Below are 17,768 nucleotides of genomic sequence, written 5' to 3' on the forward strand. Positions count from 1 at the left end.
CATTTATAGCACCGACAGAAAGACAAAAGTAATACATAAGGAGTGAAATTTTATGGTAACTTTACCTTTTGAAAAGAACATGTATGAACTTAAAAGTAAAATAGATGAGCTAAAAAATTTAGCAAAAGATCAAAATATGGATTTAGATAAAGAGATAAGACAGATGGAAATAAAGCTCTATAATATGCAAAAGGAAGCCTATAAAAATTTAACTGCTTGGGATAAAGTAAGTATTGCAAGGCTAGTGGAACGTCCGACTGCTCTTGATTATATAAATAAAATTTTTGATTCATTTATTGAGTTACATGGAGATAGATATTATGGAGACGATGCTTCAATTGTGGGTGGAATCGCAGAGTTTAATGGTATACCTGTAACTGTTATAGCGCAGCAAAAGGGAAAGAACACAAAGGAAAATATAAAGAGAAATTTTGGTATGCCAAATCCTGAAGGCTATAGAAAAGCTTTAAGACTTATGAAACAGGCAGAAAAATTTAAAAGACCTGTTATTTGTTTTGTTGATACTCCAGGGGCATATTGTGGATTAGGTGCAGAAGAAAGAGGTCAAGGTGAAGCAATAGCTAGAAATCTTATGAATATGTCAACTTTAAAAACACCAATAATTTCAATAGTCATTGGTGAAGGTGGAAGTGGCGGAGCTTTAGCAATGGCGGTAGCGGATGAAGTTTGGATGCTCGAACATGCAATTTATTCTATTTTATCACCGGAAGGTTTTGCGAGTATATTATATAAAGATGCAAGTCTTGCGAGTGAAGCAGCTAATGCGATGAAAATAACAGCTCAGGATTTGATAAATTACGAAATAATAGATAGAATTATAAAAGAACCTCTAGGCGGAGCACATACTAATGTAGATGAGATGTCAATTAGTATTAAACGTAACTTAGAGGAAGCAATTGGTAGATTAAAACGTGAATCGATAGAATCCCTTCTTACCAAAAGATATTATAAGTTTAGAAAGATTGGTAAGGTAGTAGAATAATTAGTAATTTCCACTTCAATTAAGCTAGGAAAAGTATATTTGCTTTTCTTTTTTTGTATAGAGGTGTATATATAAATTATATAGAATAAAAGGTAAAAATAATATTTAAAGAATGGCAAAGGGGATTTAAGTTATGAGTAAAACACATAGTGAAATAATTCTAGTAATAGATTCAGGATGCGATTTACCTTTAGAATATATTAAACAGGATAATATAGTACCATTAGGGTTGATTTGTAACTTTAAAGGGCAAGCAAGAGAAGATGATTTTGGAGAGGATTTTACTCGCAAAGATTTTTATGACGCTTTAAGGCAGGGAGAAACGCCTACTACATCACAAATTAATAGCCAAATATATTTAGAAGTTTTCAAAAAATATGTTCTACTGAAAAAGTCTATAATATATATTGCATTGTCTTCTGGATTAACTGGAACTATTAATAGTGCAAATATAGCAAGAGAAACTATACTTGAAGATTTTCCGGATGCTGATATAAGAATTGTAGATAGTAAATGCGCAAGCCTTGGACAGGGACTTTTAACATATTATGCATATGAAATGTTGAAGAGTGGGAAATCTACAGGAGAGATAGTTAAATGGCTTGAGGAGAATAAACTGAGGATTAATCATTGGTTTACGGTAAATGATTTAAATCATTTAAAAAGAGGAGGAAGGATATCTAGTTCTGCAGCAGCTGTTGGTACATTACTAAATATAAAACCTGTTTTATTTGTTGACAACGAAGGTAGGCTTATACCATTCTCTAAGTGTAGAGGAAGAAAAAAAGCAATAAGTACTTTAGTACAAAAGTTTAAGGAAAAGTCAGATCCAAGCATTAAGCAAGTTATTGCAATAAGCCATGGGGATTGTCTTCAAGATGCATTAGCTTTAGAATTATTACTTAGAGAAAATGGAAATGTTAAGGATGTTATTTTAAATTATGTTGGTACGGCAGTAGGGTCACATGTAGGACCAGAGATGTTAGGAATATTTTTTATAGCAAAGGAAAGATAAAAGATTGTATATTTTAATAGTAATAAATCGCAATTATAATAACACATCATATATTAATATAATATCATTATAATAAATCAAAAGGAAGATGTCATAGGGCATCTTCCTTTTGATTTAGGGATGTTTAAAAACTATTTCGTTTCTTTTCCTAATTTTTTAGATTCTTTAGAAACACCTATTTCATTTGCAGTTTCCATTCTCATTTTGTCTAATTCTTTTTTTGTTTTTTGACTAGCTTTTTTATTGTCTTTACTGTTTTTGTTGTCTTTATGTGACATATAAAGATCCTCCTTATATTTTTTAAGAGCATAAAATAATCATTAATCTATTACTCTTAATATTAAACATTTCAATATTAATATAACCAAATTTTAAATATTTATACTAAAAAATGTTATCAATTTGAATGTGCATTTTAATGATATAATTAGTATTATTAATTAAATTTACATTGGAGGAGTTATTGATATGAATAAAACAATAGGATTTATAGGTTGTGGGAATATGGCAAGGGCTATGATAAGTGGAATAGTTAAATCAAATTTAGTCCCTAGCGAAAATATAATAGCAAGTAATCCATCGGAGAAGAATTTAAATAAGGTAAAAGAAGAATATAATATTAAAGTAACAAATGATAACGCTAAAGTTGCAAAGGTTTCTGATATAGTAATACTTGCTGTAAAACCTTATAAATATATTGATGTCATTGAGGAAATAAAACCATATTTAAAGAAGGATGTGGTTATAGTAACTATTGCAGCGGGAATAACTTTAGAGCGTATGAGTAATTTATTAGGGGAGAAGGCAAAAATTATAAGAACTATGCCAAATACTCCAGCGCTTGTAGGCGAGGGAATGAGTGCACTTTGTTCAAATGCAAATATAAACCCTGATGAATTACAAGATGTATTGAAAATATTTGAAAGTTTTGGTAAGGTAGAAATATTAGAGGAAAAACTTATTGACGTGGTTCCTTCGGTTAGTGGATCATCTCCGGCTTATGTTTATATGTTTATTGAAGCCCTAGGTGATGGCGCAGTGCTTCAAGGAATGCCAAGAGGCAAAGCTTATAAAATGGCAGCACAGGCAGTGCTAGGGGCTGCTAAAATGGTGCTTGAAACTGGTGAACATCCAGGGAAACTTAAAGACGATGTATGTTCACCAGGGGGAACTACTATAGAGGCAGTATACACATTAGAAAAGAATAATTTTAGAGGCACTGTAATTTCAGCTATGGAAAGTTGTACGGAGAAGGCAATAAGAATGGGTAAAAATTAAATGAATAGAGTTTATAATTTGTTTATAATTTGTTTATAGAAAGTAGAGACATGTACTTTAAAATAGAATTATGAAAGACTTTCATGCTAAAAAACAAATTTAAAACAAAGAGGAGATTAAATAAAATGAAGTTAAATAAGAAAACAGCAATGATTGTAAGTTTTGCTCTAGGAAGTGTAATGTTTGCAACTACTGCTATGGCACAAGTATTAACTAAAAGTGGATATGACCAACTTAAGGATTCTGTTAAATATACAGCAGAAAATGCTACAACTAAACTAACAAGTTATACTGGAGACATGTCGATTATTATAAAGGATAATGGTAATGTAGTTTATTCTGAAGATTCTCTTAGTAAAGTTGACGTAGCAAAGGGAAGTAAAGAAACTGTAACAAAAGGACTTGATGGCTTAAAAAAGACAGAGGAGTATAATTACTCTGATTCAAATGAGTCTATATATAAAAATAGCACGAATAATATATATAATACAACTACATTTACAACTCCTCATAAAACTACAATTTCACAAAATCCCTTTAAAGAAGAGGGAGCAACTGATATGGAAAAAATTGCAGATGCTGTTGTTGGTAATTTAAAGGATGCAGTTGTGGTTACGCAAAATTCTGATGGAAGTAAGACTTTGTCTGGTTCTTTAAGTGAAGCACAAATACCATCCATTATTAATGCAGTAGTATCTCTTGAATCTAAGAGTGCATTTGGTAATATATCTAATAACCCTAATAATGAGAGTAGTATACCTAAAATAACAAATGATGTATTTGTAAAAGATGTTAAAGGAAATATGGTAACAACTAAAGATGGGCTTATTCAAACTGTTCTTGGCACTGGAGTAATTTCTGGTAAAGATGCAAAAGGCGTAGAACATAAGTTAACTTTTGAGTTACTAGCAAAGATGACGGATGTTAACTCGACTAAGGTTAATAAACCTGATTTAACAGGTAAGAAAGTAGAAAAAAATGTGGAACAAGATCATAGTAAATTAACTAATCCTGAAAAATATTTAGGAAAATATAAAGCAGATATTTTAATAGAAAAAGATGCAAAATTCGTAAAAATAGGTGAGAGATTTGTAGACATCACTGCCTTAGACAATAAAGGTGTCAGTGGAAGATATTATGAGGAATATGTAAAAGGATTTGAGCAATATGCAGTGGATAAAAAAGACTTTAAGTTTAGTTCAACATTTGAAAAAGGCCAGTTTAATGGGAAGGTTAAAGCATCTAATTTCACAGGGAATATATCTATTGACCAAGGTTCAGCAACTATATACTTTAACCAAAATGGAAATAGTGGTGGAACCTTAAATTCTAACGGTAATTACAGTAAAGTGTTTAAATAACAAATAAAATCATTAAAATTATATGGGGGACTCTAAATTAAAATATTCTGGGGTAGGGTCCCCGTATCTTTATTTTATCATTATTAAACAATATAATTATAATCAAAAGATTTTAAAAAGTGTATTTGGGGGGAAATAAATGGAGAAAGTAATTGAGATTAAAAACCTTTCCAAGGTATATAAAAATGGAAGAGGGATAACAGATATAAATCTTGATATACATAAAGGGGAGATTTTTGGATTTCTAGGACCTAATGGTGCTGGGAAAACTACTGCTATGAAAATTATGACTGGACTTATAAGACCAGACAGTGGGGATGTAAAAATCTTAGGACACAGTATACTAGAGGATTATGAACAAGTAATGAAAAAAGTCGGGTGCATTATAGAAACAGCAGAAACCTATTCCTATTTAACAGCTTATGAGAATCTAAAGCAAGTCTCAAGATATTATAAGGATGTTGATGATCAGAGAATTGATGAAGTTTTAGAGCTAACAGGTATTCTTAAATACAAAAATGAGAAACCTAGAAAATTCTCGCTTGGAATGAAACAAAGACTAGGAATTGCAGCAGCCATTTTAGCAAGGCCAGAGGTAATTATATTAGATGAACCTTTAAATGGACTTGATGTTGAGGGAATGATTGCTATGAGAAATATAGTGAAGGACCTTGCAGAAAAGGAAAATACAACATTTTTTATATCAAGTCATCTTATTCACGATGTTGAACTTACTTGTACACATATTGGTGTGTTATACAATGGGAGAATGCTTAATGTTGATACTATGAAGAATATTCTAAAAAATTATTCAACACTTGAAAATTATTTTGTTAGTGAGGTAGAGCGAAATGGTAGAATTTAAAGCTGCTTTAATAAATGAAATTGAAAAGCTATATAAAAGAAAGAAGATAATAGTTGCTGTGATTATATCACTTGTTATTATAATAATAGGACAACTATCTATGATAGTATTAAGATCTGGGTTTGGACTACGCGGAGTTTCTAGTATGGAATTTCCTATATTGGTTCTATCAGTAGTTGTAAATACAATATTACCTTTATTTACTGCTCTTGTTACTATTGAGAGTTTCTCAGGGGAGTTTTCACAAAACACTATGAAAATTGCACTAACAAGGCCCATCTCACGGTTCAAATTTTATGCATCAAAGTTAATTGCAATTATGTTATTTATCATAGCGAATCTCTTATTTATAATGATTTTTTCAATAATTGCTGGTTGTCTTTTTAATTCAAATTCAGCTACATTTAGTAGCGTTATTAAAATTCTAGTTTCCTATATTGTAACGTTAATTCCTATGGTGATATTATCAATAATCATTGCATTTTTTGCAAATATAATTAAAAGTGGTATAGGCGTGTTTTTTCTGTCTATTTTTGTTTTTGTTATGTTTAAGGGACTCGGAATTGTATTTTACAGATATTCGGGTATATTTATTACATCAATGATGAACTGGTATACGCTATTTACTATGGATACCGTACCTATTTTAAAAATCTTTCTACAATTTATGATGATGATTAGTTATGGTATAATATTTTTTACAGCAGGATATTATATATTTGACAAAAAAGAATTTTAAAGACATTTTTGAGGTGAAAAATGAATATAAAAAAACGATTGATCTTTTCTAACACTGTAACCGTGATAGTTCCTTTTGTAATTACAATTGTAGCTGCGGTCTTATTTATTTTTATTTCTTCAACCATTTTTAAAAAGGACGTAAGTTATGGTAATTTTAAAAAGTTCATATTCATAAAGACCCAATTAGCTGACACTAGCAATATTGTACGTAATCAAAGTTCTTATAATATAGAGGATATAAAATATCAACAATATTTACATCAAAAGTTATCAACCATAAATGGAGAAATAATAGTACTTAAAAATAATACTATTATTTTCACTTCAAAGGATGTAAATAAAATTGACATAGAGAAATGTTTAGTAGAAGCTAATACTAAATTTGAAAAAAAATTAGTAGAAATTGATGCTACATCTTATATGGTAGAAGTAGCTCCAATTAGGTTTAGTGATGGTAACAGAGGGAATGTCATATTACTTGCTCCAGTCTTTAGGTATTCAAGCATTCTAGAAGAGTTTATTATATTTATAGTTGCGATATTCCTTATATCATTTATAGCACTCAACATGTATATGTCCTATCTACTTTCTAAAAGAATAATAAAGCCCTTATCACTTTTAAGTATAGCTGTAGGAGAAATTAGTAAGGGTGATTTAAGTCTAGAAATTATTGAAGTTGGAGATCAAGAAATTAAGAAGTTATGTGCTGATTTTGAAAAGATGAGAATACAACTTAAAGATTCTATCCGCCTCAAAAAGAAGTATGACGAGAATAGGACGATGCTAGTTTCTAGTATATCCCATGATCTTAAAACACCTATAACGTCAATAAAGGGTTATGTTAATGGTATTTTGGATGGGGTTGCTAATACCCCTGAAAAGGCAGATCGATATTTAAAGACTATTTATTCAAAGGCCACTCAGATGGATGTTATGATTAATGATTTGCTTTTATATTCGAAGTTAGATCTCAGTCAATTACCTTTTAAATTTGAAAACACAGATATTATGGATTATTTTAAATACTGTATTCATGAAAGCGCACCAGAACTTGAAAAGTCGAACATAGAAATTTGTTTGGAAAATAATTTGGAGGGTTTAAAATACGTTAAGATTGATAGAGAAAGATTAATGAGAGTTATACTAAATATTATTGATAATTCTCGTAAATATATGGATAAAAAGCAAGGTAAAATCACAATTATTCTTAGAGAAACTAATTCTAGCATTATAATTGAAATAAGGGATAATGGTTCTGGTATTGATGAAAATGATGTAAATAAAATTTTTGATAGATTCTACAGAGCGGATGCGGCCAGAAGTGAAGCAAATGGAAGTGGACTAGGACTTGCAATTGCAAAACAAATTGTAGAGGGACACGGCGGCACAATTTGGGCTGTGAGTCATGAAAATGAAGGTACGAGTATTTTGATGTCATTTGGGAAAATATCAAATAAAGGAGTATTATGAAAAAAATTTTAATAGTAGAAGATGATATAAGTATTGCGATGCTTCAAAAAGACTATTTAGAGATTGAAGGGTTTGAAGTTGAAATATGTAATGATGGGGTAGATGGATTAAATGCTTTGAAAACAAAGGAATTTGATTTGTTAATTCTTGATGTTATGCTTCCTAAAATTGATGGATTTACTATTTTGCGCAGTATGCAAGAGGATAAGGAAATCCCAGTTTTAATGGTATCTGCAAAAAAAGATGATATTGATAAAATAAAAGGATTAAGTCTTGGTGCAGATGACTATATTACAAAGCCATTTAACCCAAGTGAACTAGTTGCTAGAGTTAAATCACACATTCGAAATTACGAGCGAATAAAGAATAAATTTAACTCTGTGGTGAAAAGTAGCACTATTATAATAAGGGGACTAGAAATAAGAAAGGATTGTAGGCAGGTATTTGTAAATGGTATTGAAATAAACTTAGCTCAAAAGGAGTTTGATTTATTACTTTATCTGGCTGAAAATCCTAACAGGGTATTTAGTAAAGTCGAATTATTTGAAAAAATATGGGGATATGATGCGTTATCAGATACTGCGACTGTAACAGTACATATTGGAAGAGTAAGGGAAAAAATTGATAAATGTACATCTCAGCCTCAATACATTGAAACTGTTTGGGGAACTGGGTACAGGCTTAGGGTATAAACATACCCTAAGCCTGTATTTTTATTATCCTTAATATTTTAGGTTCTTAAAATTATATGTATTAAGTTTACATGTAATAAAAATTACAAGCAAAACATATATATTTATTATGAAAATAAAATCTATTGACTAACGAACAAATGTTCGTTACAATGTATACATAACATAATAAGACAAAATACTTTTAAAGTATTTATAAATATATAATTATTTCATCTTATAATAGTTTTAATGACATTTCTAAAGTAGATTATTGGACTGGGGGTAAAACAAATGGAAACAAAGGATTTATTGGTTAAAATAAATTATTCAAGAGAGGGTAATGACAGTTTAGCAATAACTTATGCTTCAAGTACAGATAAGATTAATCGTTCTTCTAAATATTTAATATGTGGGGGAATGTATAATAGAAATGGTGGAACTATAATGTTTAAGGCTAAGAATATAGAAGAAGCTGCAGAAATAGCTAATAATAATTTAGTAGTTAATGCAAGTTCTAATAAATACCAGTATCTTAAAAAGGATTATATAATAAATAATATATAGAAAATAAGCTATTAAAAAAATAGATTAGGGTACCTCAAATGTTTTAATGGAAAGGGGGTGTCTCACAATAGAAATTACTTTCTATTGTGAGACACCCACTTTTTTTAGCTTTTAATTGTTAAAGGATGTAACATTATTAGACGGCAAACTCAATATTTCTAATTACGATATCTAATTGTGAAACAAGAGAAACGGTTGTGCCAACTTCATTAGAACTAGAATTTATTCCTTTTTTTATAATTTTAACTTGTGGTCTTAAAGCAAAGTTAGGAAATACAGCCATAACTACACCGATATCACCAGTGCTTAATTTGACCAGGGTTCCAGGTGGATAAGGAACAACTGCCTTAGAAAATACTTTAACCATTTCGTAATCAAACTGAGTATCACCATGAGAAAAAATATATTCTACAGCATCATTAGGGCACATGGCTTTGCTATAGGGCCTGTCTGATGTAAGTGCATCATACACATCTGCAATAGCAACAATTCTAGCAAATTTATTAATTGATTTATTTTTTATGTTATCTGGGTATCCGCGCCCATTTATTTTTTCATGATGTTGAAGAGCAACAATTCTAGCGGGAGCAGGTATTTCCAAACATCCTTTTAGAAAATCATAACCTTTTGTGGTATGTTCTTTTACAGTTTTATATTCTTCATCAGTTAAGGGACCAGGTTTTAAAATTATTTGTTTTGGAATAAGAGTTTTGCCTATATCATGTAGTAACGCTCCTATGCATAAAGTATAAAGCTCATTCTGATTTAATTGTAATTGAACACCTAATACTAGAGAAAGTACGGCTACGTTTACACTGTGTTGGTAGGTGTAATTATCCATACTTTTAATATCTACGAGGTTAATCATTACATTTTTTTTACTTATTATCTCGTCAATTATTTTCTTTGCAATACTTCCTATAGATTCGAAATAGACTCGTTTTTCTTTTGAAACTTTTTTTTCATCAATGTTGGTATTAGTAGAATACAAACTATATTTCTCAAAGCTATAAAAAGCTTCTTTTATAGCTTTAATAGCATGTTGGCGTAACTCAGGTTTTATAACATCTTCAATTTCAGCTTCGTTGTATTCATCATTAATGTATATAGAACAAATTTGTAAACGTTTTATCATTGCCAAGTAAAAATCAGTTAATGCAACACCTTCCCTTAATAGAATTCTCCCATCGTTATCAAATATAGTTTTAGCCAAAAAATCTCCTGGTTTTGCAAATTCAATTGGTAAAAGTCTCAAAATTACATCACATCCTGAATATTAAGTCACTTTAATGAATATTAATATAAAATCTATTCTAGTACGAATAATATATTACAAAATATATATTATTTTAGTATATATGTATAATAATATATTTTACACTATTATGAGCTAAAATTACACTAATATTTATTAATTATTAATTAGTGCACAACAATTGTAAAGAAGAGGTATAATAGTAACTGTAATAAAAGATTAAATCATCAATAAAGCATATAACCTTGAGAAGTTAAGGTTGCTTAAAGATAAGCATATACTTAGCATAATAAAAAATAACAAGTCTAAGATGCCTTATAACTAATCTGTAGTTAATATTGATGTTTAGAATAATTTTAGGTGGGAGGAAATGAAATGAATAAATTATCACGAAATGATGTGTGTTGGTGTGGAAGTGGCAAGAAATATAAAAAATGTCATATGGATCAAGACGTATTTATAAGCAATATAGAGGAGAAAGTTGGGTATACAATACCTAGAGATATCATGAAAACACAGGAACAAATAGACGGTATAAGAAAAAGTTGTAAACTAACTCATGATGTACTGGATATTGTTAGTGAGAGAATAAAAGCTGGAGTAACCACAGAGGAAATTAATACTTGGGTACATGAATATACGGTAGAGCATAATGCATACCCAGCACCATTAGGCTACGGTGGATTCCCTAAGAGTGTATGCACATCAATAAATGATGTGATATGTCATGGTATACCATGTGAAACTGTTCTAAAAGATGGCGATATAGTTAATGTAGATGTATCTTGCATATTAGACGGATATTACGGTGACGCTAGTAGAATGTACATAATAGGAGAGGGCTCAAAAGCATCAGTAGATTTGGTGCGTGTATCAAAGGAATGTCTAGACCTTGGCATAGAACAAGTGAAACCATTTAATACGCTTGGGGATATTGGAAATGCTATTCAGCAACATGCAGAAAGTCTTGGCTATTCTGTAGTTTATGATTATGGTGGTCATGGTGTTGGACTAGAATTCCATGAAGAACCATTTGTAGCTCATATAGGTAAAAAAGGTGAGGGTACAATATTATTACCTAATATGACGTTTACTATTGAACCTATGATTAATATCGGGAGCCCAGATACAAGGGTACTTGATGATGATTGGACAGCGGTTACAACAGATGGCTCATTGTCATCTCAATGGGAACATACCATACTTGTTACTCAAACAGGTTATGAGATATTAACTTAAGTTTTAACAAATAACAGTTTATAAGGAGAGTCCACGTTACATATGGTGGACTTTCCTTTTTGTTTTTTTGATAAGTTGTTTAGTGACTTAGACTACTCAGCTTTTATTATGTATGTGAATTCATCTAAGGAGCAAGATTCTCTTTTCCAGCTCTTATAATAAGAAAAGGTTATTTTGCATTCACCACAATTTAAACATTTAAATTTCCAGATAATTTGATTACTTCCACCTAAGATATTTGGTTTATTAAAATCAAATGTTTTTTTCTCTTCTAATAATACAATAGAAGGATCAGAGGTGGTGTAGTGCCAGCAATATCCAGTTGCTGGGGACTCAGTAAGTTCAATAATCATATTCTCATTTATAGGGATAATGTTTATAAGCTTATGGTCCAAAACAATAGCATTTGACTTGAAATTTTCATATTCATAAGTCAAGTTAGTATCCTCCTTAATCACCACCTGCGCAGATTTATCAATAAAATAGTATGAATAGCATAAATATATTATTATTGTTTCTTTTTTTTATATATTTATTCATGCAACAACAGTATCCTAAATGTCATTTTAGTAGCCATATTTAACATTTTATATAAAAACAGTAAAATGACACATTTTATTGGTATAATAACATAGATATACAAAATTTAACATAAACATTTAAATGGCTTATTATATTAATGGGATAAAGAACCTAGAGTGTACTATATTTGAAAATGAATTTCTAGCATTATCTAAAATGTTAATTTAATTGATATTTGAGGAAGTGATTAAAGTGGAAATTATTAATAATAGATATCGAATAATTAAATGTATAAAACAAAATAGGTTAGGTTCCAGTTATATTGTAAATGATATAAGAAAAAATTATGATACGGTACAATTAAATATTCTTAACTCAGAATTTCTAAAGAAAGAGTTAATAGAATTTTATACAAAAGAATTTATAAGTTTAACTAACTTAAAATGCGAAAATGTAACATTAGTATATGACTTTGATTTATTAAATTTATTAGATAATAAAAAATTAGATGACAAAGTTTATTTTTTCACAAATGAGTATGTTAAAAATGATTTTAATATTTTAGATATAGTAAGTGATATGCAAAGTGATGAGGTATTAGATTTATTTATAGAAATATGCCAAAGTATAAATTATCTACATTTAAAAGGATTTGTTTATAGTGATATAAATTTAAGTAATACAATAGTTACAAATACGAAGTACAAAAGAAATTGCGTTAAATTCAAGGATTTTGCAACAGTGGAACTTGAAAAACAAACTTTTTGGAAAGATGAGAATAGTGAGGAGTATTTTAAGGCTCCAGAGATATTAGAAGGTAAGAAATGTAGTATATTTAGTGATATATATTCTCTAGGAATTTTATTGTTTATCATATATATGAAGAGTGAAAATTGTAATTTTGTTATAAATGATGAAATTAATGATTTTAAAATAAAAGAGATATTTAATAACAATGAAAATCTTAACATAAACTTTCAAAGGATCATTGAAAAGATGATTTATAGTGATATTACAAAAAGATATCAAAATATTTCAGAATTGGTAATAGACATAAATAATTTGTTTGAAAAGAAATATATACCATATAGGAAAAAGGAAATAAACAAATTAAATACTAACTTGAAAATGATAGGTAGGGAGGATGAAGTATATAAAATTATCAATAGCTATGAATGTATAAAAAATGAAGGTGAAAATAATCTTACTGTTTTTATACATGGCGAATCTGGTATTGGTAAAACTCGGTTTCTTAAGTCATTAAAATATCTTTTTTCTTTGAGAAAAGTAAATGTTTATAATAGTTTTAAATTAGAGGCTTCTACTAAAAACAGTAATGTGGCTTTTGTAGATATATTAAAACAGCTCATTTCTGAATGCGAACCAGAAATATTAGAAAGATATGAATCTGAATTGGTAAAATTCATACCTGAATTAGGTAGTAAAAAGAATATAATACATTCAAAACCATTGAGTGGAGACAAAGAAAAATATAGGCTTATACACTTTGCTGCGGGCTTTATAGAAGAGTGTATAGGTAATAAACCTATAGTTATAATTATTGATAATTTTCATTTAGCAGATGAGTTCACAATTGAATTGATAGAATATATTACGAGAAAGAGATTACAAAACAAAAAAATTATGATTATAATGTCATACTGTGATGGGGAATGTGTACTAAACAAAAAATTTATAAAATTCAAGCAGACTATATCTAGGAGTGTTGTAGTACCCAACATATTTTTGAAAGAGTTAAGTGAAATAGAAGTAGGTAAAATGATTGAAAACATTTTAGGTATGCCTAATATGCCATATAAATTTGTAGAGAGTATATTTGAAAAGACAAAAGGCAATCCATTATTTGTGCAAGAAATTATAAAGAGCTTTTTCAATAAAAAAAGTATTTATATAGATAAAGAAAAAGGGTGTTGGACTATAGATTACGATTATTCTAAATTTAATGTGCCAGAGGATATGCATCCAATACTGCTTAATCAAGTTAAAGAAATGGGGAAATTAAATTTTAATATTCTAAAAATAATATCGATATTTAAAAGCGCGGTTTCTTTAGAAGTAATAAAAGGGTTTATTGATAAGAATAGTGAAGAACTCGAGATAGTTATTAAAGGGCTTATTTCCTCGGGAATATTATGTAAAAAAATTGAGGATAGAGGTTTTGTATTTGATTTTTATAATAAGTTTCTTAAAAGCCTTATGTATGAAAGAATTAGTGATGAAGATAAAAAAAATATGCATAGATTAGCATCGGTACTACTTGAAGGGTTTTATGCACAGGGCGGTACAGAATATATTGAGGAGCTAATTTATCACTTAGAAAAGTCAGATCAACGGCAGAAGATTATTGAATACTGCATTGAAAATGCACGAAAAATGAAACTTTTAAAAAATAGAAGCGATGCAATAAAAAATTTAACTAAAGCAGTATCAATAATGAATTGTTTAAATAATCCAGTTGAAAACATCAAGCTCATTATGGATCTAGCCGATTTGCATGAACAAGAAGGACATAATTCCATCGCTATAAATTACTATCTATCTCTTCAAATGTATAATGATAATAATCAGTTGCATAATTACATAATAGATAGCTTGATTAAAGTTGCAACGGTATATTTAAATAAAAATGATATAAAGAGTGTCATTTATTATATTAAAAAAATTAATACCATGTTAGAAAAAACAGACTATTGCTCTGGATGGCTTAAGTGTCAAGGAATTCAAGCTTGTGTATATGAGATAAGGCAAGAGTATGAAAATGTTGAAACAATATGTAACAGTGGTATAGAAATGTGCATGGGTGAATATGAAGAACTGAAATCCATATTTTATAATCATAAGGGTGTAGTTCTTATGAGAAGAGGTAGGGCGAATGAGGCATTAATGTTTTTTGAAAATGCGATAACGATATGTAATAAATATAACAATATTGATGAATTAATAAAAGCATTAAATTATATAGGACTTATTTATGAATATTATTACCAAGATAATAATATGGCTATAAAATATTTTTTAAAAATAAAAGAAGTATGTAAGAAGAATAATATTAGTAATAGAGAGGTAGATGCATCAATTAATATTGGGGTGACGTATTTTCTAGTAGAAAAGTATGAAATAGCACTACAATGTTTTATTGAACAGTTAGGGGAATGTAGAAAATATGAATTTGAGTTAAAATTATTTTATTGTTATACATCTATTGCTAGTATTTATTTAAGATTAGATGATTACGATAATGCTTATAAGTATTATGAACTTTGCAATAAGGAACTTACTAATTATCCTGATCAAAGGGAAAATATTGAAATATTCTATCTTTTAGCAGCTGAGATTAACTATAAATTAGGGGACATGAAAAAGGCGAAGAATTATATCAATATGGTTTTGAAATTATATGGGGATAATCAATCCATACATGCATTATGGGCCCAGATTTTAAATAAATGTATAAAAATATATTTAAGAAAAAATGATGATGACTTAATAAAGGATATTACATACATTGTAACAATAGCTAATAAAGTATTATATGTAAGTAGTAGACTTAATATATTTTATGGAGTTGTAATACTTTTATATGATAATGAAATACAAGAGCATGCATCAATTATTTTTAATGAGATTAACAAGATTAATATCAATATTGATATAAAAGACCACAGAGTATATGTTAAAAAGTTGTATGTTGACGGATTAATAGAAAATACAAACAGTATTGAGGTTTTTAATGAGGCTTTAGAATATTCAAAAAAATATAAAGAAATAGATATATGTTGGAAAATATATACTGCGATTGGTGATTATTATTTTAATAAAGAGGATTATTTGTATGCGGTAATATATTACTTTGAAGCTTGTGGTATATTAAAGAACATAAATTTTAAATTACCAATTAAGTATAGGTTATCTTATATAAGATTAAACAATGCAATAAGACCCTTCAATAGATTTTTAGGTATTAACAATTATTATAAAAATAATAAGGATATCTCCATGCTCAAATTTGAACAGGCAAGTATTAGCGATGAAGAAGGATTAATGGATATATTAGAGCAGGTAAACCATAAGGATATTTTGAAAAATAAAAACTTTATAAAATCTATTAAAAAAATATACTCAGTTTCTCTTCATGAGGGTATTCATGATATAGGTGATGTATTAGAAAACTTGCAATCTGATAACTTGAGAAACTTAGAACTCATAATTGATTATTTGTCCTATACAACATTAGCGACTAGAGCAATAATAATTATTAATGATGACAATAAAGAATATAAAGTTATTGCAGCCAGTGATAGAAAATATGAGTTACCAGAGACCACAGAAAAATTATCTGAAATGTTAAGCCGAGATAAACCAGGGTTAGTAACAGATGGTTCGCAAAACCAAGAGGCAGCTGGGGATAAAAACAATATTTATAATACTATAAAGGCGTCTATTTGCATCCCAATTATCATGGAAGATATTGCAGAAAAAAGTGTTGTGAAGAATCAACGACGAAAGAGCATACAAGGAAGCAAGTATGTAATTGGGCATATATATATTGAATCTCAAAGAGTATTAAATAATTTAAATAATGGTAGTATGAAAAAATGTATAGAGATTAGCAAAGTAGTGGGTATAATAATTGAAAAATATAAACTTAGATTAAGTTCATCTGTTGATAAATTGACGGGAACGCTTACTAGAAAATACCTAGAAGAGGCATTAGATGAACAAATTGAAAAATCGAGTCTTGATGAAAGTAAATTCTCTCTTATTATGTATGATTTAGATCATTTTAAAATTATAAATGATAAGTTTGGACATAGGACAGGAGATTATGCTTTAAAGAGGGTTTGTGATGTTGTGTTAAGTAATTTAAGAGACACAGATATCGTTGGCAGATACGGCGGAGAAGAGTTTATTGTTATTCTTCCAGATACAGATATTTATGAAGCACAACTTGTGGCTGAAAAACTTAGAAGTAAAATAGAACAAGAAAAGATATTAGACAATAGACGTGATGTTACTGTGAGTTTGGGTGTTACAACGTGTCCGATGCAGGGTGAGTGGCAGGGTGAATTAGTTGAGAGGGTAGATCAAGCATTATATGTGGCGAAGCAGCGGGGGAGAAATCGATATGTCACTTGGAATAGTGATTTCTCCAAAAAGGCGAAAAAAACAGATAGGCTTGCGGGTATAATATCTGGTAATGAATTGCAAGATCACAGAAATGTACTTGCAATGATAGAATTAATTGAGCTAATAAATATAAATTTAATAAAAGAAGATAAGATATATAGTCTACTGGGCAGGATTATTGAAATTACAGAAGCGCAAAAAGGTATTTTATTTCTTGTAGAGAATGGAGCCATTACCGAAAAATATTCAAGAGAGATATTTATAAACGAATGGGTAGATGGTGATAATTATAATAAAAGTATAATGAAATCTGTACTCGATAGTAAGCAGGGAGTTTGGAAGATAGATTGGGATACGATAATTGAATATGATGTTGTTACAGGTGTACCTAACTGGCAATCGGTTATTGTAATTCCACTTATCAAGGGTGATTATGTAAAAGGAGTATTATATTTAGCCGAATCAACACAAGTTAAAGAGTTTAGCTTTGATGATTTTAATTTTGTAAGTATGCTTGGTAAGATAATAGTCCCAATACTATAGCTTAAATTATTTTTTATCTTATGCATAGTATAGACTAAATAAAAATTAGGAAAGATAGATATATAAAATAATTTATGTTGTTAGCAGTGT

14 protein-coding genes are annotated in these 17,768 nt (G+C 29.1%); 11 read left to right on the forward strand and 3 right to left on the reverse strand.

Going from position 1 to position 17,768, the window contains the following annotated elements; translation table 11 throughout:
* Positions 1–52: 52 nt before the first annotated feature.
* A complete protein-coding gene (locus KPL44_RS16795; RefSeq protein ID WP_216252589.1) occupies positions 53–1,003 on the forward strand; it encodes an acetyl-CoA carboxylase carboxyltransferase subunit alpha in 951 nt (316 codons plus the stop codon).
* A 133-nt stretch (positions 1,004–1,136) separates the two neighbouring features.
* Positions 1,137–2,018 (forward strand): DegV family protein, encoded by an 882-nt coding sequence (locus KPL44_RS16800; RefSeq protein WP_216252590.1) that lies wholly within the window; start codon positions 1,137–1,139, stop codon positions 2,016–2,018.
* 131 nt (positions 2,019–2,149) lie between these two features.
* Here the strand turns inward: KPL44_RS16800 and KPL44_RS16805 are convergent, their stop codons facing one another.
* A complete protein-coding gene (locus KPL44_RS16805; protein ID WP_071614740.1) occupies positions 2,150–2,296 on the reverse strand; it encodes a small, acid-soluble spore protein, alpha/beta type in 147 nt (48 codons plus the stop codon).
* A 190-nt stretch (positions 2,297–2,486) separates the two neighbouring features.
* Between KPL44_RS16805 and proC the strand changes: the two genes are divergently transcribed.
* From proC to KPL44_RS16840, 7 genes are all read left to right on the forward strand, one after another.
* Positions 2,487–3,296, forward strand: a complete 810-nt coding sequence (gene proC, locus KPL44_RS16810; RefSeq protein ID WP_216252592.1) for a pyrroline-5-carboxylate reductase — start codon at positions 2,487–2,489, stop codon at positions 3,294–3,296.
* A 125-nt stretch (positions 3,297–3,421) separates the two neighbouring features.
* A complete protein-coding gene (locus tag KPL44_RS16815) occupies positions 3,422–4,657 on the forward strand; it encodes a hypothetical protein (RefSeq protein WP_216252594.1) in 1,236 nt (411 codons plus the stop codon).
* Positions 4,658–4,796: 139 nt separating this feature from the next.
* A complete protein-coding gene (locus tag KPL44_RS16820; RefSeq protein ID WP_216252596.1) occupies positions 4,797–5,522 on the forward strand; it encodes an ABC transporter ATP-binding protein in 726 nt (241 codons plus the stop codon).
* Complete coding sequence (locus KPL44_RS16825) at positions 5,509–6,261, forward strand: ABC transporter permease (protein ID WP_216252599.1); 753 nt, start codon at positions 5,509–5,511, stop codon at positions 6,259–6,261. Before KPL44_RS16820 ends, KPL44_RS16825 begins: the two co-directional genes overlap by 14 nt.
* A gap of 20 nt (positions 6,262–6,281) precedes the next feature.
* Complete coding sequence (locus KPL44_RS16830; RefSeq protein ID WP_216252601.1) at positions 6,282–7,733, forward strand: sensor histidine kinase; 1,452 nt, start codon at positions 6,282–6,284, stop codon at positions 7,731–7,733.
* Positions 7,730–8,425 carry a response regulator transcription factor gene (locus KPL44_RS16835; protein ID WP_216252602.1) on the forward strand — a complete coding sequence of 232 codons (696 nt, stop codon included), beginning with the start codon at positions 7,730–7,732 and terminating at the stop codon, positions 8,423–8,425. The genes KPL44_RS16830 and KPL44_RS16835 overlap by 4 nt, the downstream gene beginning before the upstream one ends.
* A gap of 273 nt (positions 8,426–8,698) precedes the next feature.
* Entirely contained in the window at positions 8,699–8,971 is a 273-nt protein-coding gene (locus KPL44_RS16840) for a hypothetical protein (protein ID WP_071614733.1), read from the forward strand.
* A 136-nt stretch (positions 8,972–9,107) separates the two neighbouring features.
* Here KPL44_RS16840 and KPL44_RS16845 read toward each other — a convergent pair whose 3' ends face one another.
* Positions 9,108–10,226 (reverse strand): HD-GYP domain-containing protein, encoded by a 1,119-nt coding sequence (locus KPL44_RS16845; RefSeq protein ID WP_216252604.1) that lies wholly within the window; start codon positions 10,224–10,226, stop codon positions 9,108–9,110.
* Positions 10,227–10,601: 375 nt separating this feature from the next.
* Between KPL44_RS16845 and KPL44_RS16850 the strand changes: the two genes are divergently transcribed.
* A complete protein-coding gene (locus tag KPL44_RS16850) occupies positions 10,602–11,465 on the forward strand; it encodes a methionyl aminopeptidase (protein WP_216252606.1) in 864 nt (287 codons plus the stop codon).
* A gap of 92 nt (positions 11,466–11,557) precedes the next feature.
* Here KPL44_RS16850 and KPL44_RS16855 read toward each other — a convergent pair whose 3' ends face one another.
* A complete protein-coding gene (locus tag KPL44_RS16855; protein ID WP_216252608.1) occupies positions 11,558–11,902 on the reverse strand; it encodes a protease inhibitor I42 family protein in 345 nt (114 codons plus the stop codon).
* Between the two features lie 337 nt (positions 11,903–12,239).
* Here KPL44_RS16855 and KPL44_RS16860 point away from each other — a divergent pair, with 337 nt between their 5' ends.
* Positions 12,240–17,678, forward strand: a complete 5,439-nt coding sequence (locus tag KPL44_RS16860; RefSeq protein WP_216252610.1) for a diguanylate cyclase — start codon at positions 12,240–12,242, stop codon at positions 17,676–17,678.
* Positions 17,679–17,768 lie beyond the last annotated feature (90 nt).

The organism is Clostridium sp. DSM 17811 (assembly GCF_018861905.1).
GTDB classification, from domain to species: domain Bacteria; phylum Bacillota; class Clostridia; order Clostridiales; family Clostridiaceae; genus Clostridium_AD; species Clostridium_AD frigoriphilum.